25 protein-coding genes, 8 tRNA genes and 1 pseudogene are annotated in these 26,289 nt (G+C 39.8%); 5 read left to right on the top strand and 29 right to left on the bottom strand.

What is annotated here, in order from left to right:
* From LKD20_RS05480 to hcp, 17 genes and pseudogenes are all read right to left on the bottom strand, one after another.
* A partial coding sequence (locus tag LKD20_RS05480; protein WP_205095615.1) for a GTP-binding protein occupies positions 1 to 296 on the bottom strand: 296 nt, incomplete at its 3' end.
* A gap of 242 nt (positions 297 to 538) precedes the next feature.
* Positions 539 to 615, bottom strand: a tRNA-Met gene (locus tag LKD20_RS05475).
* A gap of 5 nt (positions 616 to 620) precedes the next feature.
* Positions 621 to 696, bottom strand: a tRNA-Thr gene (locus LKD20_RS05470).
* 32 nt (positions 697 to 728) lie between these two features.
* Positions 729 to 804 (bottom strand) — tRNA-Met (locus LKD20_RS05465).
* 5 nt (positions 805 to 809) lie between these two features.
* Positions 810 to 894 (bottom strand) — tRNA-Tyr (locus tag LKD20_RS05460).
* Between the two features lie 10 nt (positions 895 to 904).
* A tRNA-Thr gene (locus LKD20_RS05455) sits at positions 905 to 980 on the bottom strand.
* A 185-nt stretch (positions 981 to 1,165) separates the two neighbouring features.
* Positions 1,166 to 1,815, bottom strand: a pseudogene (locus LKD20_RS09645) (undecaprenyl-diphosphate phosphatase).
* A 74-nt stretch (positions 1,816 to 1,889) separates the two neighbouring features.
* Complete coding sequence (brxF, locus tag LKD20_RS05440) at positions 1,890 to 2,354, bottom strand: BREX-3 system P-loop-containing protein BrxF (RefSeq protein WP_005385460.1); 465 nt, start codon at positions 2,352 to 2,354, stop codon at positions 1,890 to 1,892.
* A gap of 28 nt (positions 2,355 to 2,382) precedes the next feature.
* The gene (locus LKD20_RS05435; RefSeq protein ID WP_227721111.1) at positions 2,383 to 3,798 is read right to left on the bottom strand and encodes a hypothetical protein; all 1,416 of its coding nucleotides are present in this window, start codon (positions 3,796 to 3,798) and stop codon (positions 2,383 to 2,385) included.
* Positions 3,795 to 4,448, bottom strand: a complete 654-nt coding sequence (hypB, locus tag LKD20_RS05430) for a hydrogenase nickel incorporation protein HypB (RefSeq protein WP_227721110.1) — start codon at positions 4,446 to 4,448, stop codon at positions 3,795 to 3,797. The genes LKD20_RS05435 and hypB overlap by 4 nt, the downstream gene beginning before the upstream one ends.
* A 15-nt stretch (positions 4,449 to 4,463) precedes the next feature.
* Positions 4,464 to 4,805 carry a hydrogenase maturation nickel metallochaperone HypA gene (gene hypA, locus LKD20_RS05425; RefSeq protein WP_005385455.1) on the bottom strand — a complete coding sequence of 114 codons (342 nt, stop codon included), beginning with the start codon at positions 4,803 to 4,805 and terminating at the stop codon, positions 4,464 to 4,466.
* Positions 4,798 to 5,625 (bottom strand): bifunctional 5,10-methylenetetrahydrofolate dehydrogenase/5,10-methenyltetrahydrofolate cyclohydrolase, encoded by an 828-nt coding sequence (locus LKD20_RS05420; RefSeq protein WP_009350992.1) that lies wholly within the window; start codon positions 5,623 to 5,625, stop codon positions 4,798 to 4,800. The genes hypA and LKD20_RS05420 overlap by 8 nt, the downstream gene beginning before the upstream one ends.
* Before the next feature lie 118 nt (positions 5,626 to 5,743).
* Complete coding sequence (locus LKD20_RS05415; RefSeq protein ID WP_227721109.1) at positions 5,744 to 7,711, bottom strand: penicillin-binding transpeptidase domain-containing protein; 1,968 nt, start codon at positions 7,709 to 7,711, stop codon at positions 5,744 to 5,746.
* Entirely contained in the window at positions 7,711 to 9,129 is a 1,419-nt protein-coding gene (locus LKD20_RS05410; RefSeq protein WP_005385449.1) for a CCA tRNA nucleotidyltransferase, read from the bottom strand. Before LKD20_RS05410 ends, LKD20_RS05415 begins: the two co-directional genes overlap by 1 nt.
* A 68-nt stretch (positions 9,130 to 9,197) precedes the next feature.
* Positions 9,198 to 10,070 carry an L-serine ammonia-lyase, iron-sulfur-dependent, subunit alpha gene (gene sdaAA, locus LKD20_RS05405; protein ID WP_005385447.1) on the bottom strand — a complete coding sequence of 291 codons (873 nt, stop codon included), beginning with the start codon at positions 10,068 to 10,070 and terminating at the stop codon, positions 9,198 to 9,200.
* Positions 10,071 to 10,081: 11 nt separating this feature from the next.
* Positions 10,082 to 10,744, bottom strand: coding sequence for an L-serine ammonia-lyase, iron-sulfur-dependent subunit beta (gene sdaAB / locus LKD20_RS05400; RefSeq protein ID WP_005385446.1), 663 nt, complete (start codon positions 10,742 to 10,744; stop codon positions 10,082 to 10,084).
* Between the two features lie 580 nt (positions 10,745 to 11,324).
* Entirely contained in the window at positions 11,325 to 12,890 is a 1,566-nt protein-coding gene (hcp, locus tag LKD20_RS05395) for a hydroxylamine reductase (RefSeq protein ID WP_005377073.1), read from the bottom strand.
* A gap of 274 nt (positions 12,891 to 13,164) precedes the next feature.
* Between hcp and LKD20_RS05390 the strand changes: the two genes are divergently transcribed.
* On the top strand, positions 13,165 to 13,890 hold the full coding sequence (locus LKD20_RS05390) for a Crp/Fnr family transcriptional regulator (RefSeq protein ID WP_024066937.1): 726 nt from the start codon (positions 13,165 to 13,167) through the stop codon (positions 13,888 to 13,890).
* A 148-nt stretch (positions 13,891 to 14,038) separates the two neighbouring features.
* On the opposite strand, the gene LKD20_RS05385 is transcribed toward LKD20_RS05390, so the two are convergent.
* The 4 genes from LKD20_RS05385 to LKD20_RS05370 form a co-directional block, all read right to left on the bottom strand.
* Entirely contained in the window at positions 14,039 to 15,895 is a 1,857-nt protein-coding gene (locus LKD20_RS05385; RefSeq protein ID WP_227721108.1) for an LPO_1073/Vpar_1526 family protein, read from the bottom strand.
* 9 nt (positions 15,896 to 15,904) lie between these two features.
* Positions 15,905 to 16,456, bottom strand: coding sequence for a TIGR01440 family protein (locus LKD20_RS05380; RefSeq protein WP_227721107.1), 552 nt, complete (start codon positions 16,454 to 16,456; stop codon positions 15,905 to 15,907).
* Positions 16,457 to 16,721: 265 nt separating this feature from the next.
* A complete protein-coding gene (locus tag LKD20_RS05375) occupies positions 16,722 to 17,282 on the bottom strand; it encodes a Fe-S-containing hydro-lyase (RefSeq protein ID WP_005385442.1) in 561 nt (186 codons plus the stop codon).
* Positions 17,283 to 17,301: 19 nt separating this feature from the next.
* Positions 17,302 to 18,144, bottom strand: a complete 843-nt coding sequence (locus LKD20_RS05370; protein ID WP_009660830.1) for a fumarate hydratase — start codon at positions 18,142 to 18,144, stop codon at positions 17,302 to 17,304.
* 742 nt (positions 18,145 to 18,886) lie between these two features.
* Between LKD20_RS05370 and LKD20_RS05365 the strand changes: the two genes are divergently transcribed.
* The 4 genes from LKD20_RS05365 to LKD20_RS05350 all read left to right on the top strand — a co-directional run bounded on the left by LKD20_RS05365 (position 18,887) and on the right by LKD20_RS05350 (position 20,136).
* A tRNA-Asn gene (locus LKD20_RS05365) sits at positions 18,887 to 18,962 on the top strand.
* Positions 18,963 to 18,966: 4 nt separating this feature from the next.
* A tRNA-Glu gene (locus LKD20_RS05360) sits at positions 18,967 to 19,041 on the top strand.
* Positions 19,042 to 19,044: 3 nt separating this feature from the next.
* Positions 19,045 to 19,120: transfer RNA gene (locus LKD20_RS05355), tRNA-Val, on the top strand.
* 107 nt (positions 19,121 to 19,227) lie between these two features.
* Positions 19,228 to 20,136, top strand: a complete 909-nt coding sequence (locus LKD20_RS05350) for a hypothetical protein (protein ID WP_156720012.1) — start codon at positions 19,228 to 19,230, stop codon at positions 20,134 to 20,136.
* 70 nt (positions 20,137 to 20,206) lie between these two features.
* Here LKD20_RS05350 and LKD20_RS05345 read toward each other — a convergent pair whose 3' ends face one another.
* The 8 genes from LKD20_RS05345 to atpE form a co-directional block, all read right to left on the bottom strand.
* Positions 20,207 to 20,563 (bottom strand): hypothetical protein, encoded by a 357-nt coding sequence (locus tag LKD20_RS05345; RefSeq protein WP_227721106.1) that lies wholly within the window; start codon positions 20,561 to 20,563, stop codon positions 20,207 to 20,209.
* A 148-nt stretch (positions 20,564 to 20,711) separates the two neighbouring features.
* Positions 20,712 to 21,119 (bottom strand): ATP synthase F1 subunit epsilon, encoded by a 408-nt coding sequence (atpC, locus tag LKD20_RS05340; protein ID WP_105089723.1) that lies wholly within the window; start codon positions 21,117 to 21,119, stop codon positions 20,712 to 20,714.
* A gap of 3 nt (positions 21,120 to 21,122) precedes the next feature.
* Complete coding sequence (gene atpD / locus LKD20_RS05335) at positions 21,123 to 22,547, bottom strand: F0F1 ATP synthase subunit beta (RefSeq protein ID WP_227721105.1); 1,425 nt, start codon at positions 22,545 to 22,547, stop codon at positions 21,123 to 21,125.
* Positions 22,548 to 22,565: 18 nt separating this feature from the next.
* Positions 22,566 to 23,420 carry an ATP synthase F1 subunit gamma gene (atpG, locus tag LKD20_RS05330; RefSeq protein WP_060924366.1) on the bottom strand — a complete coding sequence of 285 codons (855 nt, stop codon included), beginning with the start codon at positions 23,418 to 23,420 and terminating at the stop codon, positions 22,566 to 22,568.
* A gap of 3 nt (positions 23,421 to 23,423) precedes the next feature.
* The gene (gene atpA, locus LKD20_RS05325) at positions 23,424 to 24,962 is read right to left on the bottom strand and encodes a F0F1 ATP synthase subunit alpha (RefSeq protein ID WP_105089724.1); all 1,539 of its coding nucleotides are present in this window, start codon (positions 24,960 to 24,962) and stop codon (positions 23,424 to 23,426) included.
* A 16-nt stretch (positions 24,963 to 24,978) separates the two neighbouring features.
* Positions 24,979 to 25,530: an ATP synthase F1 subunit delta gene (atpH, locus tag LKD20_RS05320; protein WP_105089725.1), complete on the bottom strand. Its 552-nt coding sequence runs from the start codon at positions 25,528 to 25,530 to the stop codon at positions 24,979 to 24,981.
* 4 nt (positions 25,531 to 25,534) lie between these two features.
* Positions 25,535 to 26,032, bottom strand: coding sequence for a F0F1 ATP synthase subunit B (gene atpF, locus LKD20_RS05315; protein ID WP_105089726.1), 498 nt, complete (start codon positions 26,030 to 26,032; stop codon positions 25,535 to 25,537).
* An 18-nt stretch (positions 26,033 to 26,050) separates the two neighbouring features.
* Positions 26,051 to 26,278 carry a F0F1 ATP synthase subunit C gene (atpE, locus tag LKD20_RS05310; protein WP_004695064.1) on the bottom strand — a complete coding sequence of 76 codons (228 nt, stop codon included), beginning with the start codon at positions 26,276 to 26,278 and terminating at the stop codon, positions 26,051 to 26,053.
* Positions 26,279 to 26,289: the final 11 nt, after the last annotated feature.

Genomic DNA, 26,289 nt, shown 5'->3' with positions numbered 1-26,289 from the left:
ATTTGAGCCGCACCAGTGATCATGTTTTTAACATAGTCAGCATGGCCTGGGCAGTCAACGTGTGCATAGTGACGGTTAGCAGTTTCATACTCAACGTGTGCAGTGTTGATTGTGATACCACGTTCACGTTCTTCTGGAGCTTTATCGATGTTGCTGTAATCTTGGAATTCAGCTTGGCCTTTTTCAGCCAATACTTTAGTGATTGCAGCTGTCAAAGTAGTTTTACCATGGTCAACGTGACCGATTGTACCGATATTAACATGCGGTTTCGTACGTTCAAATTTTTCTTTTGCCATTAGGAATGTATCCTCCTTCACAAAAAACAAATTACATTCTAGTATTAATATAATATATTAACCCTAATTTATCAATGGAATATAAGATTCCCCTACACATTATTATACCATATATACAAAAGCTTCTAGAAATACAATTACGATAGTAAACAAAAAAGCTGATAAATGTAATTTCTACACTTATCAGCTTCAATTATTATTTTATGGGGAAAATAAAAAATCCTCACCAATGTGAGGTTTAATGGTGGCGGCACACGGATTTGAACCGCGGACACACCGGGTATGAACCGATTGCTCTAGCCAACTGAGCTATGCCGCCATGTATGGAGCTAGTGACCGGGATTGAACCGGTGACCTTATCCTTACCAAGGATACGCTCTGCCGACTGAGCTACACCAGCACAATGAACGATCATTTCACTGTGAATTTTTGTGGTTGCGGGGACAGGACTTGAACCTGCGACCTTCGGGTTATGAGCCCGACGAGCTACCAACTGCTCCACCCCGCTATAAATGGTGGAGGGAGAAGGATTCGAACCTTCGAAGTCGAAGACGGCAGATTTACAGTCTGCTCCCTTTGGCCGCTCGGGAATCCCTCCAAAAATAAAATGGAGCTGGCGATAGGAATTGAACCCACAACCTGCTGATTACAAGTCAGCTGCTCTACCAATTGAGCTACGCCAGCATCATTACGACAAGATGTATTTTATCATCTGCCTCACTAAGTGTCAAGAACTTTTTAAAAACTTTTTTGAAGTTTTTCTTGTTCACTGCGGTATCCCTTAGTGCTTAATCATAATAACATGAAACGATACCCTATGCAAGTATTTTTTCTAAACTTTTTAAACTTCATTTTTTCCTCATCGGCAATCATAGATAAAGGTAGATAATCGCTAGTATAGCAACAATAATTCTATAATATCCAAAGGAGGATAATGAAGAGCGATTTAAATACCATAAAAATACTTTTACAGTAATATACCCTACTATATACGATACTAATGTGCCAATGGCAAACATAATAATATCATTTAGATTTAGTAAATGAATTACCCGTAACAAATCATATACACAAACAATGATCATAACAGGTACAGCCATGATAAAAGAAAAATCAGCAGCAGCTCTACGAGTGCATCCAATCAACATGCCCCCAGCAATGGTCGCACCAGACCTACTATGACAGGAATTGGCCCAAATAGATACCCTTTAATAATATATTGTAAAAGATAGCCCGCTGTTAATACAGGTAGCACACCTGCCCCAATATGTAATAGAGATACGCCACGAGTTTTAATCCAATTCTACCGTTTTAAAAAGCTATTAAAGGTCCGTCTATAATGTGTATATATAGCAAGAATGGCGCCAATTTGAATAAACACTTCAAATACATCGGCATGGGCGCCTTCAAAATTAAGCATATGCCCAATAATAATCATATGACCTGTACTAGATACAGGAATGCATTCGGTTATACCTTCTATAATACCCAAAATGAGGGCAATTATATATTGTTCCATGATATCACCTACCTATATATGTGGTCATAACGCATGGCAATATATAATGCCCTCAGTAATCAATATAGCTTTAATTAATCAATAACCATAACACGTTCAGGTTTTGTAACTGTTACAACCGCATGTTTTGGATCATTATTGTGTTCTAAGTATAATTGATCACCTTCGAGATGACCACGCCAACCTACAACAATCGGATATGTTTTACTAATAGTCTTTAATAGTTCAAGAGGATTTAAATTTAAAATCGGTGCAAACAACACATTAATACCATCGATGAGCACCACTTCTGTATCACTACGACTTAATGCACGGCGAATTACTTCTTCTGCCAATTGTGGTCTTTCATCACGAGGTACTAACAAAAATTCTTCTTCAATAAGTTGTTTCGCTTCTAAGTACTTCCAACCTTTTTGCTCAGACAATTCACGAATTAGCAAACTTTTACCAGAACCAGGACCACCAACGATAAACAATATGCGTTCATCATCACCTTGAATTTTTTCCCAACGTTCTCTTACATCTTGAACAGTAACCATATCCCTTGCCTCCTCGCTGTGACCAATCCTACTTAACTGGACGGTCAGATAACATAACGGATTTGATATATTGTTTTTTATCATCTAGGGCAAACTGTAAATATGAATCGCTTGCCGCTGGATTTTTATATTCATATACGGTAGACGTGCCCGCATTTGTTGTAGATTCAACGATACGAGTTGGCATACCATACACAAAGAGCAATAGATACTTAGTATCGCCCATCGCAATGCCACGACGGGTAGGTGTGTAAATGTTCAACAATACACGATTGATAAGATTTTTTTTATCAACACTTACACCATATTCGTTATATCCAATAAAGGTGGAACCAAACAACATACCTTGATGTTTCCAGTCATTATTTGGATCATTAACAAAATGATCATTCAATTTATAGCCACGCAATACAAAATCATCAGCAGTCAACTTACCCGCTTCGAAATCGTATACTGGCGCTTTAGGCAATCCAAATCTTGGCCATACTTGACCACTAATCATATCAACAGATTCTACATTGCTTTGTTTGATGGTGAAAGCAATATATTCTTTCTGTTGACCTAGCATAGATTGTTGTTGGCTATTATTATTTGTATTCTCTACCGAACCATTAAATTCCTTTTTTTGAGACAATGAATTTTCGGAATGACCTTCATAAAGGAAGATATAACTTTCATTTTTCAAATCACGCCACATCGCAATAGGGCTACCATAGGCAAATACCAATTCCATGCGCGTACTACCAACACCAATATCGCGTACAGTGTGGACGCCTTTTTTCGTACTATGAATATTAGTAATAGTATTCGGTTCAAAGAAATAAGTAGCACCTTGACCGCGTAATTGATTATTTACTAAACGCTCTTGAGCAGGTCCCGTATAAACGGTCACCTCCAAGTCTTTCATATAGTACGTCGTAAAGTTATCACGAACCACTGTTTTTTCTACATCTTTAGGCGCTACAAACTGATCTCCTAGGCGATACCCATCAATAGCATAATCATCTTCAGACCCTAAAGCTGGCAAATTATTAGCCGTATAAGACTTACCAATATCAGCCAAGTTATTTTGCGTTACACTAGGCAACGGACCTTCATTTTCGCTAGCTGCTTGCCAAAACTGTATGGAATCACCAAACTCGGTAACCGCCATTTGTTCAGCTAGCCATCCTGTTTTAGTGCTTTCCTTTTTTATCTTTGTATCGATTTTAACAGCTTTAATCGGTGCATTATCTATATATGCAACAGACTCAGCCGCATCAGTTCCCGCTGCTTCTACAGTTGTCTTATTATCCATATGTGCAACATCATTTGCACTCTCTGTAGATTCCACCGCAGTTTGTTTCACAGTCGAAATAGCCGGCTCTGCTGCATACCCTACCGATGTAGCAGATAAGCCTACTAGAAGTGCCGCTACGATACGGCTCTTAATAGAATGATTCATCGATTACTCTCCAATTGTGCACGCAACCATGTCAACCATGGCTCTAGTCCATTATGGGCCGTGCAACTTACTTCAAAAATCTCTCCTGTTGGATTCAAATTACGTATATCTTGTATGGCCTTATCTTTTTTGAAAGGTACATAGGGCAATAAATCTATCTTATTAATGAGGATAGCCTTTGACTCTTTAAAGATTAATGGGTATTTAAGAGGCTTATCCTCACCTTCAGTAACAGATAATACAGTTACCTTCATACTTTCACCAATCTCAAATTCTGCAGGGCATACAAGGTTACCTACATTCTCGATAATGATCATATCCAGTTCATCAAGATTTAAATCACCTAGTGCATCTTGAATCATTTGTGCATCAAGATGGCAACCTCCCACTGTATTGATTTGAATAACAGGAACTCCTAATTCATGAATCCGTTCCGCATCCTTAGCAGTAAATAAATCACCTTCAATAACAGCAAGGCGGTAATCTTTTTTCAAATCATGTAAAGTTGCCTCTAACAGAGATGTTTTACCAGCCCCTGGAGAACCTAATAGATTAAATACAAAAATTTTTTTTTCCTTAAACAACTGTTGTAAAGACTCTGCAATGGCATCATTTTTTGCCAATACATTAGTTTTAACTTGAACTTGCATGTCCTAACCTTTCTATCAATCGATATCCATGGAGGTCACTTGTAGTTCGCGGCCACCAATGGTTTGTACGAAATGACTGTCACAATACGGACAGATAAACTTATAATTTTCTACAGGAAATGTTTTATCACAATCCAAGCACTTTCCTTCAATAGGAATCGTGTTAATTTCTATACGAGAACCTTCTGCTGCAGTCCCCTTTGTAACGGCTTCCCAACAGAAAAGAAGCGAATCTGGTTCCACGCCACTCATAAGACCCAAATCGAGTTGAACAGAATGAATCACAGATGCATCGTGTTGGCGTAACGTATCGAGGGCTACATCAAGTATGCCTTCTGCTATAGACATCTCATGCATGGTATGCCTCATATACAGCTTCAAGCATCATAGTAGTCGTTACAGAGCCTACACCACCAGGTACTGGAGTAATTGCAGACGCAATATCTTTTACCGCTTCATAATCAACATCGCCTACCGTCTTACCTTCTAGTTCATTAATGCCTACATCGATAACAACAGCACCTGGCTTAATCATATCTGCTGTAATCATATGAGCACGACCCGCTGCAGCAATAACGATATCGCCTCGTTTTACTTGCTCTGCCAAATCAGGAGTTCTAGAATGGCACATTGTAACAGTACCATGTGCACCAAGGGTCATAAGAGCTACTGGTTTGCCAATAACTTGGCTACGACCGATTACTACCACATGTTTCCCCTCTACAGGAATATCGTAGTGATTCAAAATTGCCATGCACGCCTTAGCTGTACAAGGGGCAAAACCACCTTTACCTGCAGTTACAAGGCCAATATTGTACGTAGTTAAACCATCGATATCTTTTTTAGGATCTAGCATATCAATAAGAGCCTCTGTATCAATGTGTTTAGGCATCGGCATTAACGGTAAAATTCCATGAACAGCCGCATCATTATTTAATTCTTGCAATGCTGTAACTACTTCATCCTGTGTAGCCGTTTCAGGTAATTCCTTTAATACAAAGCCATAGCCAAAGTTCTTAGCTGTCTTTTCCATAAATGTAGCATACATATGAGCCCCATGGTCTTCACCAACGAGTAATACTGCCATAGTAATTACAGAGTCGCCTACTGCTGCAACTTTTTCTTGTAAAATCGCCTTGTGAGCATCTGCTACTGCTTTACCGCGTAATTCGATCATGTGTATCTCCATTCATTCAAACTATCTATAAAATAAGGTGCCTCCAGAGAGGCACCTAAGTCTCTTATTCTATTATATAACGAACTGTCTATAATTTCTAATTATGACCGAATTCGTTTTATCTACGGAAATGAACAGTAATTGCTGTACCAGCCTGAACAGTTGTACCGCTACTTTCATCTTGAGATGTAGCCGTACCAGTTCCATCCGGTTTAAAGGCAAGTCCCGCCTTATGTAACCAATCACGCACTTCACCATAGGTAAAACCAGTAAAGTTAGGCAATGTAACAGAACCATCACTTCCCGGTTTTGGTTCAGGTAGTGTATTAGCAGCTTTAACAGCTACTGGTGTACTTTCTTTAACATACGGACTCATTTGGTAATACCGTACAAGCTGAGATACGATGTCCTTAAATACAGGGGCTGCAATTTGACTACCATAAAAAGAACCCTTTTGTGGGTCATCAATAACGACAAGAACTACAAATTTTGGATCCTCTACAGGGCCAAAACCAATAAAGGACGCAATGTATTGTCCATCGAGATAACCGCCATGTTTGGTATCTAGTTTTTGCGCCGTACCAGTTTTACCGCCGAAGTGATAACCTTCTACCATCGCTTTTGTACCGCCACCTTCAGATACTTCTTTTTCTAGAATATCTACAATGGTTTTAGCGGTTTCCTCCGGAACTGGTTGTCCCACAACAGATGTTTCAGTCGTACTTGTTACATCGCCTTGAGAGTTACTATAAGACTTGATGATATGTGGTTTCATCATAGCCCCACCATTAGAAAGGGCACCAAAGGCGCGAACCATTTGTAATGGTGTAACCGCAATACCTTGACCGATGGACATAGTAGCAACGTCTAGCTTACTCATATCCTCTGGATTATACAAAATACCTGCTCCTTCACCAGGCAATTCAATACCTGTTTCAGAACCAAAGCCATAATCACGTACATATTTCGAGAGAATATCTGCCCCTGTTAATGTACCAATTTCAGCCATACCAGTATTAATAGAGTACTTCAAAATATCTAGCAAACGAACAGGACCATATCCCTCACCATTCCAGTTTCTAATAATATGTCCATTGGCAGCGAAGGCCCCTTTATCGTTATACACAGTGTCTAACTTCCATTTGCCTGCTGCAAGAGCTGCAGATGCAATGATAGGTTTGAATGTAGAACCTGGTTCATATAAATTGGTAACCGCAATATTTTTGAAAGCCTCTTCACCACTTTGGTTGTAGTTATTAGGATCATAACTTGGACGATTGGCCATCGCTAATATTTCACCGTTCTTTGGATCCATAACGATAACGCTGGCATGCTTAGCTCCTGTATCAACCATTGCCTTATCAAGAGCGCGTTCTGCAATAAATTGAATTGTTGCATCGATGGTTAAGGTTACACTTTTACCCTTATCTGGTAAAAATTTAGATAGTACGGAACCAAAGATGGCATTCCCTTTATTATCAGTAGCTACAATTTCTTGTTGTACGCCCCCCTTTAATTCGTCATCAAGAACCATTTCTAGACCATCAAGACCTTTATCATCAGTGCCGACAAAGCCTAATACTTGTGCCGCTAAGACACCATTTGGATAATAGCGCTTAGATTCTTCAACAAAATTGAGGCCTGCAATATTATTATCCTTAATAACTTGTTGTACCGCTTTTGATTTATCTGCATCCATCATACGATTCAACCAGACAAAGGCGGTATCCTCTTGCAAAGCTTTCACAATATTCTCTTTTGACATCGTTACATACGGTGAAATGAGATCCGCAATCTCTTGAGGAGACTGTTTAATCATCTTCGGATCCGCATATAAAGATTTTGTAACTACACTCATCGCCAAAGGCTTGCCATTACGGTCATAGATTGTACCGCGCGGCGATTGTAATTTTCTATCTACTTGAACTTGTAATAAGTTTTTCTTCTCTAGGTCAAAGGTATCAAAGACCTGTAACTGTGCTAAACGCCCGATAAGGACGAAGGCAACGGTCATGAGTATGGCAAGGCACCACGTAGTGCGACTCCAATCACTCATACGTAATAACGCTTTATTTAATAACTTCATCATTTCTCCACTGGACGGCGTAACTTATGGTCTAATGCATCATATAATGCATCTGGTTCATTGGGAATCACCCCATTTTGAACCTGACCTAATAAATACTGCAATCCTTCCCCCACTTTTTTCCCTGCAAGCTTAATAACTCGTTCGTCATAATTTAAATCCTTTGTATGGATAGGCATCTCTAGGCTAAGATCTGCCATACATTCACCAAAGGCTAAGGTGCCATCCGTCGATGCATAAGGCTTCCCACAGCCTAATACATCGGCAGCACAAACCTTAGATAATTGTTCCCATGCAATTCGCATAATTTGACTATCTCGAAACTCACCGCTGCGAGCCTCTTTACGGATCCACTTCTTCTCATTAGCTTCCCCATTTTGTACAAAATAGTGAAAGCGCATATGATTTTTTACAATCCAAGCTACACGGCGCACAAAACTCTTAGGGTAACCTAAACGAGTAAGTAATGTTTCTGTCATTTCAGCCCCTAATGTATCATGACCACGATCTGTGAGGCGACCATTCACCACAGCACGCACCGTAGGCATCCCCTTTGCTACATCGTGTAACAGTGCACCCCAACGTAATGTTAAATCTGGTTCTGTATGAGATACAACGGCTAATGTATGATACCAACCATCAAATTCGTGAAAGTCTTTTTCTTGTGGTAAATTCACAAGATGGTATAGCTCTGGTAAAATAGGCACTTCACGAGCCACGCCATTTTCTACAACGCGACAAGAGCACTCGGCCAAGCGAGATTGTACTAATACATCAAGGCCCTTAGCCACAGCGGGCTCTAACATGAGTCGGTCCAGTTCACTACGGACTCTCTCAAGAGATAACCCAGGCACACGATAAAATGCCTTTGGCATAGCTTCTAATAAGTCTTCGGTAGGTAAGAAATCTAGCTTTGCCACAAAGCGGCATGCTCTAAATAATCGCAATGCGTCTTCTTCGAAGCGTTGCTGTGCATTGCCAATGGTTCGCAATGTCTTATGCTTGATATCTCGACGTCCCCCTACTAGGTCTATGACCTCACCAAAACGATTCATCGCCATGCCATTGACCGTAAAGTCGCGACGCAACACGTCTTCCTCCAAGGTATCGGCATAAGCGATTTCTTCTGGTCGATGACTATCCGCTCCATATCGTTCAGTGCGATACGTTGCAATTTCATATTGCTTTCCTTCTAGTGTAGCTACTACTACACCAAAAGATTTTCCTACTAAGTCTGTCGTTTGAATATCTTGACCGCGTAGGACTTCAATTACCGTATCAGGGCGTGCAGACGTCACAATATCAAAGTCATGAGGCTTTTGATGCATCAAAATATCACGCACTGCTCCGCCAATGATATAGGCTTCATAACCTGCTTCTTCTAATACAGTCAATATTCGATTGGCTTGTTCCATCATGCACACTCCTTTCTGAACTAGTCTAAACTTTATTTTACTACAAATGAAAGCATGAAAAAAGTGCAATCCTATAAGGATTGCACTCGTTCTGCAATAGCTGTACCCGTCGGTGTTACCGCAAGGCCGCCATCACTTGTTTCACGCAATGCTGCTGGCATAGCGCGACCGATATTATTCATTGCTTCAATAACTTCATCTGGTGGAATTTGACTTTCAATATTCATCAAAGCCAATTCAGATGCAGTAATGGCATGAACTGCATAGAAACCATTACGTTTAACGCACGGTACCTCTACAAGCCCTGCTACTGGATCACAGGCAAGGCCCAATAAGTTTTTCATGCACAATGCGATAGCATGTCCTACTTGACGAGGCGTACCACCCATCATTTCTACAATAGCACCGGCAGCCATACAAGCGGCCGTACCAATTTCTGCTTGGCAACCGCCAACGGCACCGGCCACACAAGCGCGATTCGCTACGACATTGCCAATGCCAGAGGCAGCCAAGAAGCCCTTTACCATAGTTGCTCTATCTAGCTTGTAATGGTCCGCTACTGCTTTCACCGCACCAGGCATAACACCACAAGATCCAGCCGTAGGGCACGCAACAATGCGGAACATCTTTGCATTTGCTTCATTAACAGCAATAGCATAGGTCATAGCTTTGTACGCAATATCACTCATAAATCTTGGTGTTTGTCCATTAAGCTGTGCTGCCTGGCCACCGGACATACCAGACGCTGTTTTTTCTGCATAGTCTATACCATCTTGAATAGAACCTTCAAAGATGTCTAAACGATGCTCTATTTCACGAATAACCGCTTCTTCACTGCGGTCATAATTTTCTAATTCATAACGCAGTACTACTTCACCAAAGGAAATGTTATTTTCCTCAGCTAAGCGAATAATATCTGCAATTGTATCGTATGCATAACTCATCATTCGCCCTCCTATAACGCTTCAAAGGTCATCACATCTTGAATGCCTGGACACTCGCGCATAAACTGAACGGTAATAGGATTTACTACTGTATCGGTAGTAATGACCATCACTGCATCCTTGTGCTTACCCTTACGGAATACACGCATGGTAGCAATATTAATATCGGACTCACTCAATGCTTGGCTCACAAGAGAAATGGCACCAGGTCTATCCTCATGAAATACGACAAGGGTAAACTCATCGCCAGTAATAGACATATCATTGCCATCTACTTCGGTAATCATAATTTGACCACCACCAAGAGAACGACCAATAACAGTCATATGGCGATTATGTTCATCGTACATATCAAAACGAACTACATTAGGATGGCCTACATCGAGAGGAGACTCAATAAAGTTGTACTCCATCCCCTCTTTCTCAGCTAATTTATGAGCAACACGAATATTCGTATCATCCTCTTTGAACCCCAATAAACCGCCAATCAAAGCACGGTCTGTACCATGACCTTTATAGGTCTTCGCAAAAGATCCATATAAGGTTAAATCTACCTTTTTAGGTGTGGAACGGAAAATACACCGCGCCATCTTACCTAGCCGCGCAGCACCAGCTGTATGCGAACTAGACGGGCCAATCATAACAGGCCCTATAATATCAAAAATACTATTCATACACGCCTCTATATACACATCAACAATGTGAAAAAATCTTACTTTACCTATAGTATAACAATCGATATTGATTACTGTCTATATGCACATTAGGGGCATAAATGTACTTCTACAGAGGACTATACGTATACATCGACATCCCCACTCTACGTTACTATTTTGAAAAACACTATTTTATAAGTTTGTATATTGATGGAACTTATTTTCCACGAACCTTTCTGCTAATGGGCATAACCTATTGAGTGCAAACCGCATCCCTCTCCAAGTACTATTTTGGTGAAAGCTATTTAAGAATTAGTATATTGATGGGACGCCTTCTTATCTACAGTTATAAAAAGGAAAGACTATACTTATGCAGCGACATCAGGTCACGAGGAGCAAAGAAGTATAGTCTTTCCTTTTTAACTAAGTTGTAGATACGAAACTGGGCCCCATCAATATACAGCCACTAACAGATAGCTTTCACAAAATAGTAAAAAACGCACCTTAGGCGAACCTAAGGTGCGTTATTTATAACAACAGTCCTAAATCATAAAAGAGAGGGGAAGTAGGACTGTAGTTAATAAGTTAATGGATCCTATTAGCCCAAGATAGCTTTCATGTCAGCTTCTGGAGTTGTAATTGGATGTAATTGGAATTTTTCTACCAAAATGTTCAATACATTGCTGGAGAAGAATTTAGGCAAGGAAGGTCCGATGTAGATGTTGCGGATACCCAATGCCAACAATGTTAACAAGATACATACTGCTTTTTGTTCGTACCAGGACAATACCAATGTTAATGGCAAGTCGTTTACGTCACATTCAAATGCACCAGCCAAAGCTACTGCTACTTGAATAGCGGAGTAAGCATCGTTACATTGACCCATATCAAGGATACGAGGGATACCACCGATTTCACCGATGTTAAGGTCGTTGAAGCGGAATTTACCACAAGCCAATGTCAATACTACAGTATCATCTGGAGTTTGTTTTACGAATTCTGTGTAGTAGTTACGGCCTACTTTAGCACCGTCACAACCACCAACTAAGAAGAAGTGTTTGATTGCGCCAGCTTTTACAGCGTCGATTACTTTATCAGCAATACCCAATACTGTACCGTGACCGAAACCAGTAGTTACTTCGTGACCACCGTTGATACCAGTGAATTCTTGAGCTTCTTTGTAGCCGCCCAATTCGATTGCGCGTTCAATAACAGCGGAGAAGTCTTTAGTGCCATCAGCTTTTTCTTCTACGTGTGCACAGCCGTCGAAACCTACCATATCTGTAGTGAAGATATTAGCTCTGTAGTTTTCTTTTGGCGGCATAATGCAGTTTGTAGTGAACAAGAATGCGCCAGGAACGTCAACGAATTCTTTTTGTTGATTTTGCCATGCAGTACCGAAGTTACCTTTCAATTGAGGATGTTTTTTCAATTCAGGATAAGCGTGGCAAGGTAACATTTCACCGTGAGTATAGATGTTTACACCTTTACCATCAGTTTGTTCCAACAATTGATTCAAGTCGTGAAGGTCATGACCAGTTACAACAATGAAAGGACCTGGTTCTACAGTCAAAGGTACTGTAGTTGGTACTGGAGTACCATATGTTTCAGTGTTAGCTTTATCAAGAATAGCCATGCATTTCAAGTTGATTTGACCGAATTCCATCAACAAGTTCAACCATTCTTCAGCACTGTGGTCTTTAGCGAATTCTACCATGCCTTTGATGAACCAAGCATCAACTTCAGGATCATGGAAACCAAGGCGTGCAGCATGCCATGCATAAGCAGCCATACCACGCATACCTAACAATAATGTGGAACGAAGGGATACGATATCTTCTTCACCTTTCCACAATTGTTCCCAATCGAAGTTTTGAGCTGCGCTATCGATTTTTGCATGATAAGCGTTTACTTCGTCGATGAATTCTTGAACGCGGTCTTCAGAGAAGTTTACGTTTGTTACACACATGAACAAACCACGCATTAAATAGTCAACGCCTTCTTTAGTTTGGCCTTTTACGTCTAAAGCGCGTGCTAAACCAACTAAAGCAGCAGTTAATTCGTCTTGTAAGTTAGCAACTGGTGCAGTTTTACCACATACACCTTGTACAGTACAGCCGCCTGGTGCTGCAGATTGTTCGCATTGATAACAGAACATGCTCATTTAAAAATCCTCCTTTGCGAGACTTCCTCGCATTCAAGCTAGATAATATAAAACCTATACATTACACTGATGAATTATCAGGTGTCTGATTGATTACATTTGAAAGTATAACGTAAAGGTGATACAATTTCTGTAGCTTGAGCAACAAATAAAAAACTTTTTCAAAATTTTTACCTGGCTCCCCTTTCGGAACAGGTAGGTCATTTGACCTTATACTATTATTATACAATAATCAATTTAATTTACTATAGACTTCGTCACATCGGAGGCGACCATGAAGCAAATACTTTCAAATGACATTATCAACCAATATCTACCTAACCTAATTAAATGCCCTTTATTTAATAAGTTGGGCGAACCTGAACTACGCAGTTATTTAAATAATGCGAAAGTTATTGTGCATAGCTATAAAAAAAATGATTTTATTGCCCTCTCTGGGGATCCTATGGAAGGCATTGGCGTTATTCTCGAAGGCAGTGCGTTACTGACACGTGAAAATGTTATGGGCCAACGCGTTATTATGGCTAACCTTGAACAGTCTGATATTTTTGGTGAAGCATTACTATTTAGTAAACAACCATTATGGCCTGCTACGATTAAAGCTACAAAGGTTAGTAAAATTATGTTCATTCCTCTTGAAACATTTATTGATACATTGCCTGATTGCCAACAATGCCAAACAAAAATCTTGTCCAACCTATTGGAGGACTTGTCTGAAAAAGCTATTCTCCTTACAAGAAAGGTTCATTATCTTACCTTGAAAGGTATGCGCGAGAAGATTTTCGCGTACTTAACAGACATTTATAAACGTCAGCAGTCTACAACAATCCATTTGCCACATAACCGTGAGCAAATGGCAGAGGTACTCAATGTATCTCGCACAGCACTTAGCCGCGAACTCGGGCGCCTAAGAGATGAAGGCATTATCGATATTACAGGCCGTACAGTAACACTAAAAGACGTGGAAGGAATCGAAGAATTCGGTTTTAATAGCTTCTAGCATATCTTTTAACCTATAATAAAACTAATAATATACAATAAACGTAAAAAGGTCTCCCTATATAATCTAGGGAGACCTTTTAGTATACAGTTATTATTTCTTTAGTATTAATTCTTTAATATTAGTTCTTAGCAATTAATTTTACACATTAGAACCAATGAGATAAATCGAATTCTTCACCAATCGTAGCTTTCACATGAGCACGACCTAAATATAGGCCAAGTAATGTTAAACTGATTTTAGACATAGGCGTATGATCAAATACATCTGCTAAATCTAAGAGAACTGGAGAAATATCATCCATAATATCACGTGCTTCTTGACCTCTGAAAGCAGTCGGTTTACTCTTCATAAGAGCGATGAGATCTCGTTGTACCATAGAATCGGAAATGCGAGTTTGTCTAAAGAATCGTGGTGCTAAAGACTCATCAACCAAAGCCAATTTATATAGATTGGAATTCAAGCTACGCACTACATAGCGCGGATCCACACCATGACCATCGGTAGCACGGAAGAGTTCCTCCTTGGAGAAACCACGATAATTGAACACGAATGGATAAGAATTGGATAATACTTGGGCTAATGTAATCGGTTCACGTTCCTCTTGTGTACAGCGTAAGTAATCTAATTGACGGTAGAAAGAATTATTTTGAGGTAAATCAGAAATAAATGGCTCAATATATTTCTCTACATAATGTTGGAAATGAATTAATCCATAATTATTAGAGTTTCTAGAGTATTGTAGCAATAGTGTCAATGCCATGACTTGAAAATGACCTAATGTCAAGTGTGGCAATACACGTAACGCATCAAAGGCTACAAGGTACGGAGTACTAGACTTAGGTGATTGTACTACATCTAAGAACGCACCTAAGGCGGCGGATTTCATCCACTCTGTATTCGTCGCAGCATAAGCCTTTTGCATACTCATCAATGCTTCTTGAATAACAATATTATCAAGAAGTGCGTTGACTTCAGCTAACTTTGTAATATTAAGAGCTGTTAATGCATCTCTTGTAATAGATTCCACATAATGTTGTGTATCTCCATGCAACACGCCGAAGGCATGAATAAATGGCGCGATTGCCAATTCAATACATTTATCTTCATGTGCCGCTTTAGCCCATTGCCCTGTTGGTACCTCTTCTTCAACCATACTAGCGGCTGACAATTGAGCCTCTATTTCTGAAGCATCAAACAAGCGCGTTTCATCCAATACAGATGGGCCTTCTGCTGTTTTAATCTCATCGACACCACCAATCATTTGTGTAGCCTCAATATTTTCTGCTTCATCAGCTTCAAGAGCCTCTACAGATTCGCCCATAGCAATCGTATCCTCTACAGAATTAGCTCGATTGCGTAGTTCATCTGTAACAGCATCAAGAACAATAGTCTTATCCATCAATGGAGTGGCATGATGCTCACCATTGGAGAGGCCCACATCAGAAACTGCAGGCATTACAATAGTTTCATCCATACCATGTTCTGTCGAATTATATTCTGGATTCTCTAGAGAATCAGAATTCTCTGGAACAGTTTCATGCGGAATAGATTCAGCAGAAACAGATGTATCTTGAATAGGTTCTTGTCCTTTTAAATCAGCTTGACTTGATTTAGTCTCAGTCTCGCCTGCATGGTGACCTAAGGCCAAGGAATATCCTGTTCCGGAGTCTTCCACATGTAATTGATTGCCATCTCGTCGGTTATAAGATGTATCTTCATGAGTTACCATAGATTCAGAAGCATTATAATCTTCATTATCCTCTAACACAGAGGCCGTATACACATTGGTTCCACCTTCATGTGTAACAGTTACATCGCCTACCCTAGATTCATTAGCGGACTTTTCTCTATGATGTTCGCCATCAAACTTAGTAACAGATCTATCACGATGCTCATCTTTAGCTTGGCTTTCACTATCATTACGATTAAAAACGGCGTAACAAATGGCAAAAAATCCAAGCGCTACAACAGCTAATACAAAATATGGTATTACGTTTGACATACTATCCCCCTACATCAACGCTTCATTATATGCAGCACGTTCACCACCAATGCTCTTAGGTCGAACACGACAAGCAGTTACATGGGCATCCCCAATTTCTTTAATACTGAGGCGCACTGGTACAGTAACATGTTTCATATGCATACCTATGAAAGTGTCCCCGATGTCGATACCTGCATCAGCTTTAATAAATTCAACCATCACTGGATCGTCAAAACGTTCATAGGCAGTAACAGCCATGGCTCCACCTGCATGACGTTGAGGTACTACATTAACCTCTTCCTCCCATGTTACTGCACTACGTTCCATAACAAGAGCTCGATTAATATGTTCACAGCATTGAACGGCCAAATTAAGACCTTTAGCTTTAACAGCTTTATATATTTCATCAAATAGGATCTGAGCCACATCAATGTGGGAATCAGTGCCAATTTTCTTACCCATAACTTCGCTAGTGGAACAACCCACCACGAATAATTGACCTTCTCGAACCTTTGCCAAATCTAGTAATTCAGCCATCGCTGTACGCACTGACTGACGAATAGTTTCTACAGAAGTCATGATATCGCCTCACTCACTTTGAATGTATAAATCTATATGTATATTATCACAAAATGGACAGAATCGGTAGACTTTACTCTACTAAGCAAAGGTGAATCTAACATAATAATATATAAACTATAAAAGTAATTTCATATATTACTATCATACTAATAAACAATGTAATAATCATTAAATATATACATGTACAGTGATAGTTATTGAATATCTATAGAAAAAAAGAGGCTTGCATTAGCAAGCCTCTTTCAATCACTCAACGGTGATATTAGATTTTTCTATAAGGTTTTTGGCCTTGTTCGTAGAAGTTGTTACCTTCAGTATCGCCAACTACGATGCAAGGGAAATCTTCAACTGTCAATTCAGCCAAAGCTTCTGGACCAAGTTCACCATAAGCAAGTACTTCGTATTTTTTGATGGATTTTGCAATCAATGCTGCAGCGCCACCAACTGCTGCGAAGTATGTGCAACCATTTTTCTTCATGGATTCAACTACTGCTGGTTTACGGGAACCTTTACCGATCATGCCTTTGATACCTTGATCAAGCATTGTTGGTGTATAAGCATCCATACGACCAGAAGTTGTAGGACCAGCGGAACCAATTGGGTCACCAGGTTTTGCAGGTGTTGGGCCAAGGTAGTAAACGAATTTGTTAGTCCAATCGATTGGTAATTTTTCGCCACGTGCTAAAGCTTCAGTCATAACTTTATGAGCAGCGTCACGAGCGGAGTAAATTTTGCCAGTGATAAGAACGCTATCACCAACTTTTAATTTACGGGAAAACTCTTCATTATATTCTTCAGTATTAATGCGAATTGTTTCAGCCATTGTAATTACCTCCTACCGATTAAAGTACTACGTGTTTATGACGAGCAGCATGACACATAATAGTAACAGCAACAGGAAGGCCGGCGATATGAGTTGCACCCCATTCGATGTTTACACCGATACAAGTTGTTGTGCCGCCCAATTGTGGACCGATACCAGTTTTGTTAACCATTTCCAAAATTTCTTCTTCCAATTTTGCATACTCAGGATCTTTGTGAGGAGTGCTAATATCGCGAAGCAAAGCTTTTTTGGACATAACAGCTGCTTGGTCCATAGTACCACCAATACCAACGCCAAGTACGATTGGAGGGCATGGGTTAGGGCCAGCATGTTTTACGATTTCAAGAACTGCATTTTTAACGCCTTCAACGCCATCTGCAGGTACCAACATAGCTACGTCAGATTTATTTTCAGAACCGAAGCCTTTAAGTTCTACGTTGATTTCTACTTTATCGCCAGGAACGATATCGATGTAGATGATTGCAGGTGTGTTGTTTTGAGTGTTTTTACGGTTGAACAATGGTTCTGCTACAACGGATTTACGAAGGTAACCTTCTACATAACCTTGAGCAACACCTTCATTGATAGCTTCTTTAAGATCGCCACCAACGAAATGAACATCTTGACCTACTTCTACGAATACCAATGTCATACCAGTATCTTGGCAGTATGGACGATCTTCAGCATCAGCAATTTCTGCATTTTTGATGATTTGATCGAGAACGATGCAACCAACTGGAGACTCTTCTGTTTCACGGCCTTTTTTCAAGCCTTCATAGATGTCTTTTGGCAAGTGGTAAGCTGCGTCCATACACATTTGACGGACTGTTTTTGTGATTTCAGATACTTGAATCTCGCGCAAGATAATCCCTCCTCAGGAACATAGTTGAATATTAATTCTAAATTACCGTGAGATAACTTTTAACTCTCAAGTGTATAAGACATATGTTTCTCATACACATCGAGATTAACTCTATGCATCAATCGTAACACACAACATACATGCTTTCAACGGCTTAACTATACAGTTTTCTCAATGCTTTTTCATGTTTTGAGAATTATTTTCATGAATATTGCTGTATATATTTCGGTATTTCAATAGTTCTTTTTCATCATATTTTCGACTATAAAAACTATATTCCCAATGTGATAAAAGTCATAGTTAATCATAGGTTGAAAGAATTTTTATACCCTATATATTAATCCACTTTTAGAGGCCAAAATTAGGTTGAAATCACCGTATAAATGCAGAGTATATCTAAGATGATAAATACACTTTCAGACTACTTGATATTATTTTTCAAATAAAAGGTTTAAACTTTTTTGTAATGCATATGTATACCGATTATATTCAATATACTTATATTGCTAACTCTTAGTAAAATATCCCTCAAGATATCTCTATAAACACAGTATTTATCTGTGTTTATTCATTTATATAGATTATATTAATTTTAATGACTTACTTATCAAAATTTTTAATAATTGATTTTTTGTATAACGTTATGTGTTTTAGTCATAGTTAACGTCTTTTGATTTATAGTAATTTTAAAAAAAACGCTTGCTTTTATAATTAATCTAACATATAATAACAATCGTACCATTCCTCGATAGCTCAGTTGGTAGAGCAATCGGCTGTTAACCGATCGGTCGTAGGTTCGAGTCCTACTCGAGGAGCCATTCTGGCCCGTTGGTCAAGCGGTTAAGACACCGCCCTTTCACGGCGGTATCCCGGGTTCGATTCCCGGACGGGTCACCATATGGACGATTAGCTCAGCTGGGAGAGCGCCTGCCTTACAAGCAGGATGTCGGCAGTTCGATCCTGTCATCGTCCACCAAACATAGAAGCAAGCATAAAGCTTGCTTCTTTTTTTTGTATATGTGATATAATAGTACCAGTTGTTTTGTTTGTGAATTTTAAAGAGTCTTATTTAGAGGAGGAACTATGTTTTATACATTCGGACGCTATAAACGTTCGCTACTTACAGTACTAGGTGTACTATTGGCATCTACACTCGCTACAGCAAGTGCTGCCACTATTAATATGAGCCAGTTAACATCAAATACCGCTCAACCGGTAGTCATTAACTCTATGCCATCCAATGTAGATACGACTACCCCTACATTACAAGCCGATAATAATGGTCAACCTATTTTGAAGGTTGCAAACACACCTGTTTCAACACCAATTGTTGGAACACCTGAAAAAGCGACTATCAATACTTCTAATTCTAATTATGATGGTCACTTAGATAATTTCCCTAGTCGCAAAGTTACAATTGTTGTACCTGCAAAATTGCGCAACGAAAACACAGCCCAATTAGGTCGTTACATGACAGACCGTCTATCTAATACGCTTAAGTATCCATACTATGATACAGCAATCGTAAGTACTAATACGCCAACAGCTGAAATTAGAGCTGTTGACCTTGCACAAATTGCAGCTGCACAAAATTCTGAAATCGTTATTATGCCTGTACCATTACAAGACGTATATGTACAAATCAATGGTGTTAATAGCCCATATGCATATAATAATGATGATCGTGAAATGTATATCGCCGCAAAGGTAAATGCACTTTTATATTATTACGATGTGAATGATCAAGTAATTCACACTGTACGCAGTGGATTCAATCAAACTGATGATTCCTTAACAATGCCAACACATAAGGCTGTATGGAACAAAGTTATGACTGTATTACTTGATAAATTACCATACAAACGCATTCCAACAGACCGTGACCGCTATCAAGCACCTGGCATCAACTCTGAATCTCCTGTTGTACTTGACTTCCAAGTAGAACAACCTAGAAATACTGCTTACTCCTTAAAAGGTGTTAGCGTATTATAAGAGACAATAAAAAGACCGTTAAGCAATTGCTTAACGGTCTTTTTGTATTCACCTATTAATGATACATAACTTAGTGAATCAAGCCGATTAATCTAAGTTGATGCTCTGTAAAACCAGCATTTCTTAAAAGTGCAGTAAATGAACTACGGAAGGAATCAGATAAATCGCTTACGTAATAAATTGAATCATCATCTTTTGGACTTGCTGTACTTGTATTAGTAGCCGCAGCATATTTAGCATTATTAGCTTCATTTTGTTTAACCATGTTAGCTCTAAAAGCATCATTTGTAGGAGTTTCTACTGGTGGGCGAACCGAGTCAGTATATTTATAACCATAAGATGCGTCTACATGTGTTCCTAGTGTAGATGCACCAAAACAGCATGCTAATACAGCAAAAGCAATGAAAGATTTTTTTGATACGTTCATTAGAAAACCTCCAAATTAACACAATAAGTCATTAAATTTAAATGACAAATTTTAGTATAAGTAGATGACCTTAATATTAGATGAGTGTTTCCTATAAACAAAATGAAATTCTATAGAAAAAGGCTAGCCCTATGGCTAGCCTTTTACTTTATAGTTGTTTAGTTACATGCAAGCGCAATAATGCACGTTGCAATGCAGCTTCTGCACGTTCTACATCGATATCTGGTGTAGGATTGGATAACCGACCTTCTGCACGCTCTTTAGCTCGACGAGCACGTTCCACATCAATAGATGATGGATCTTGGCAATCTGGGGTTACAATACTCACCTTATTATGTTCAATTTCACAGAAGCCACCAAATACGGCAAGTTCACGAGATGTTCCATCTGGTTGATCTATGCGTAATGGCGCTAAATCTAATGCGATAATCATAGGTGCATGATTTGGCAAAACACCAAATTGACCATCGATGGCTTTGCCTACAAAGAATGTAGACTTGCCTTCAAAGACAATCGCATCAGGTGTGATGATCTGTAGGGACATAGGTTCCGCCATGGATTATTCCCCCTTCTCTTGCATTTCCTTTGCTTTTTGAACGGCTTCATCAATGGTACCAACCATATAGAATGCACCTTCAGGTAAATCATCATGTTTACCATCAAGGATTTCTTTAAAGCCTCTCAATGTTTCGGACAATGGTACGTATTTACCAGGAGAACCTGTAAATACTTCGGCTACGAAGAATGGTTGACTCAAGAAACGTTGAATCTTACGAGCGCGAGATACAGTCAATTTATCTTCGTCAGACAATTCTTCCATGCCGAGGATTGCGATAATATCTTGAAGATCGCGATATTTTTGCAATACTTCTTGTACGCCACGAGCTACCGCATAGTGTTCTTCACCAAGTACATGTGGGTCCAAGATACGGCTTGTAGAATCGAGTGGATCTACCGCTGGATAAATACCGAGTTCCGCAATGGAACGAGACAATACTGTTGTTGCATCCAAGTGAGCGAATGTCGCTGCTGGAGCAGGGTCAGTCAAGTCATCGGCTGGTACATATACAGCTTGTACAGAAGTAATGGAACCTTCTTTTGTAGATGTAATACGTTCTTGTAATGCACCTACGTCGTTAGCCAATGTAGGTTGGTAACCTACGGCAGATGGCATACGACCTAAGAGGGCAGATACTTCGGAACCCGCTTGAATAAAGCGGAAGATATTATCGATAAACAAGAGCACGTCTTGTTTTTTCACATCACGGAAATACTCAGCCATTGTAAGGCCTGTAAGACCTACGCGCATACGAGCCCCAGGTGGCTCATTCATTTGGCCATATACGAGGGCTGTTTTATTGATAACGCCGGATTCTTTCATTTCATTCCACAAGTCGTTACCTTCACGAGTACGTTCGCCTACGCCGGAGAATACGGAGTAACCACCGTGCTCTGTAGCAACATTGTGAATCAATTCCATGATTAATACGGTTTTACCTACGCCGGCACCACCGAAGAGGCCAATTTTACCACCTTTTACGTATGGAGCGATAAGGTCAACAACCTTAATACCTGTTTCCAAGATTTGTGTATCTGGAGAAAGGTCATCAAATTTAGGTGCAGGACGATGAATAGGCCATTTTTCGTCAGCTACAACTGGAGCTGGATCATGGTCTACCGTTTCACCTAATACGTTAAAGATACGACCCAATACACCTTCACCTACAGGAACGGCAATTGCAGCACCAGTATCTTCAGCATCCATATTACGGGTCATACCGTCAGTAGAGCTCATTGCAACGCAACGTACAGTATCATCACCTAAGTGTTGCATAACCTCTACTACAATTTTTTGTCTATCATGTGCCTTATGGTCATGGTAGATGTTGATGGCGTTGTAGATGCTTGGCAAATGACCAGCATCGAAGCGCACGTCTACAACTGGGCCGATAACCTGCACAACTTTACCAATATTATTACTCATCGACAGATGTCTCCTTATTTATTGCAAGGCATTAGCGCCACCAACGATTTCAGAAATTTCGTTTGTAATGCTAGATTGACGTAACTTGTTATATTCAAGCCCCAAGGAATCAATGAGTTCCCCTGCATTGTCTGTAGCAGATGTCATGGCTGTCATGCGAGCACCAAGTTCACTTGCTGCAGATTGCAACAATCCATTATAAACAGTAATTTCTAAATATTTTGGTAGCAACGCCTCCAAGACAGATACAGCGGAAGGCATAAAGTCATATTCTTCCCCTTTTACCTCATCTTGTGGTTGCTCTATTGGCAACAAGCGCTCAGCCTGTGCAATTTGCGTCATAGAATTTACAAAACGTGTATAGATCATGATGACTTCGTCAACTTCATGACGTTCGTATAGTGAAAGTGCTTCATGCATAATGGCACGCGCATGTTCATAGGAAGGTTTATCAGAGAAGCCCGCATAGGACTTATCGATATGAATTCCTCTGGATTTCATGCTGTCTCTTGGCTTTTTACCAGCCGTGATAACACGATATGTATCGGAAGATTTGCCATGCAATTGCTCCATAGCAAATTTCAATACATTAGACGAGAATGCCCCTGCAAGGCCCTTATCAGCACCTATTACTATATAGCACGTACGCTTTATAGGACGTACCTCTAGTAAAGGACTGCTAAAGCCTTCTAAATCACTATTAGACATATGACGCAAGATTTGCCCAATTTTTTCTGCGTAAGGACGTGTAGATTCCGCTTTTGTTTGTGCCCTACGAAGACGAGCTGAAGCAACCATCTTCATCGCTTTTGTAATTTGTTGCGTATTGGTAACACTTTTTATGCGTTTCCGCAAATCTTGTGCACTAGCCATACATTACGCCTCCTTATGAGACACTAATGTATGCGTAGAACCAAATGCTTCTACACATTCTGGGATTGCTTGCTTCAATAGATTTTCAGTATCTTCATCAATTTTCTTAGACGTTTCAATATTCGTGATAATTTCAGGATAGTTAGCTTTTATAAAACGTAAAAGTTCAGCTTCAAATGATAATACATCATCTACTTGAATATTAGCTAAATAACCTTTTGTACCAGCGTAAAGGTTGATAACCATTTCTGCTACGCTCATAGGTTCATATTGACCTTGCTTTAACATTTCAGTCAAACGTTCACCGCGGTCTAATTGTGCTTTAGTAGCCGCATCAAGATCGGAACCGAACTGTGCGAAGGCTGCCAATTCACGATATTGAGCAAGGTCCAAACGCAATTGGCCTGCTACTTGTTTCATCGCTTTAGTTTGAGCGCTACCACCTACACGGGATACGGACAAACCTACGTCAACAGCTGGACGGATACCAGAGTAGAACATATCTGTCCCTAAGAAAATTTGACCATCAGTAATGGAAATTACGTTTGTTGGGATGTATGCAGATACGTCACCGGCTTGTGTTTCAATGATTGGCAACGCTGTAATAGAACCACCGCCAAGTTCTGGTGAAAGTTTAGCAGCACGTTCTAATAAACGACTGTGTAAGTAGAATACGTCGCCTGGATACGCTTCACGCCCTGGTGGACGGCGTAATAATAGAGACATAGCACGGTAAGCAGCTGCTTGCTTAGTTAAGTCATCATATACGCAAAGTACATGTTTGCCTTTGTACATGAAGTATTCACCCATAGCAACACCTGCATACGGAGCAATGTATTGTAATGGAGCACCTGTAGAAGCACTAGCAGAAACGACGATTGTATAATCCAACGCACCTGTTTCTTCTAATTTTTGTACTACACGAGCTACGGTAGATTCTTTTTGACCAATAGCTACATAGATACAAATAACATCTTTACCTTTTTGGTTGATGATTGTATCAAGAGCGATTGCAGTTTTACCAGTACCACGGTCACCAATGATAAGCTCACGTTGGCCACGACCGATTGGTACCATCGCATCAATGGCTTTTAAACCAGTTTGCAAAGGTTCATTTACAGATTGACGATCTGCAATACCAGGAGCTGGATGTTCTACAGGACGACGTTCTGTCGCTTGAATAGCACCCTTACCATCGATAGGCTGACCCAACGGATTTACTACACGACCAATAAGTGCATCACCTACTGGTACGTCCATAATTTTGCCAGTACGGCGTACTTGGTCACCTTCTTTAATCAAGAAGTCATCACCCAATAGTACGGCACCAACATTATCTAATTCTAAGTTCAAAACCAAGCCATATACGCCGTGTGGTAACTCTAACAACTCACCGGCCATGGCTCTTTCAAGACCATAAATATGGGCGATGCCATCCCCTACGTCGAGAACAGTACCCACGTCATCGACATTGAGGTCAACATCATAGTCCTGAATCTGCTGTTTAATTATAGCAGTGATTTCTTCAGGCTTCATTTTCATATATACCCATTCACCCCTATCTAATAGAGTTCGTTCTTAATAAAGATTTTTCTAATTCTTGCAAGCGACGAGATACAGAGCCATCAATGCGTTTATCCCCTACTTGAATGATAATACCACCCATAATGGAAGGATCTTGACGCACGGATAGAATAACATCTTTGCCCGTTACCTCTCGTAATTTAGCTTGTACAGATGCTTCTATATCAGCTGTGATTGGTTCTGCTACAGTGACAGTTGCTTCTAGAATACCACGAGCTTCGCGTGATTTCTTAATAAATGCCGCAATAGTCTGCTTTATATAGCGATCACGACCACGTTTAATCATCACATAAATAAAATGCAAAGCAACCTTATCGAGACTAGATTCAAAAATTTTACCAATCAGCTTAATCTTTGCATCTTCTGTAACAGTTGGATTTTCAAGGAATGAGCTTAATTCAGGTTGCTCATCCATTACAGATGCTACATAGCCTAATTGCTCCTCCATGAGATCCAACTTATTTTGTTCTTGAGCTAATTCAAACATAGCTGAACTGTATTTATCTGCTACAATTTCTATGCTCATCGTATCACAACCCTATCGTTTTACTATCAAGTTGACGAATAGCGTCTTCGATCAATTTCGTATTAGTTTCGCTGTTCATATCTTTAGCAACAACTTTACCAGCCATAGCTACAGATAAGGAAACAACTTCATTGCGCAAGCTGTTCATAGCACGATCACGTTCAATGGCAATATCTTGACGAGCACGATTTTTTTCTTGTTCAATTTGCTCGCGAGCTGTTGCTAATTGTTCACGTGTTGTATTTTCTGCTTCTTGAATTGCTTTTTCAACAATTTTTTGTGCCTCTACACGAGCATTAGAAATTTGAGCTGCATAATCAGCTTTAAATTCCTCTGCTTCTGCACGAGCTTTTTCTGCAGCTTCTAAGTCTTTAGCAATTCGTTCTTTACGTTCTGTCATCATAGCCAATAATGGTTTATATGCAAAACGAGCCAATAGCCAAACTAATATAAAAAAGTTCAACATTTGAGCAAGAATCGTTCCAAGGCTTAAGTCAACCAAGGTTATTCCTCCTCGTTATTATCTGAATAACAAAATAAATGCTACTACTACACCGATGATAGGCATCGCTTCGATCAAACCAATCGCTACGAACATTGTAGACATCAATTGACCACGTAATTCTGGTTGGCGTGTAATACCTTCGATTACTTTGCTAGATACAAGACCATCACCGATACCTGCACCAATGGCACCACAACCTACTGCGATTGCTGCTGCTAATGCGAATAAACCTTGAGCTTCCATAATATATCCTC

Origin of the sequence: Veillonella fallax (genome assembly GCF_020687175.1) — a bacterium.
In the GTDB taxonomy this organism is placed as follows: Bacteria; Bacillota; Negativicutes; order Veillonellales; family Veillonellaceae; genus Veillonella; species Veillonella fallax.
This window is presented reverse-complemented; position numbering and strand designations above follow the sequence as displayed.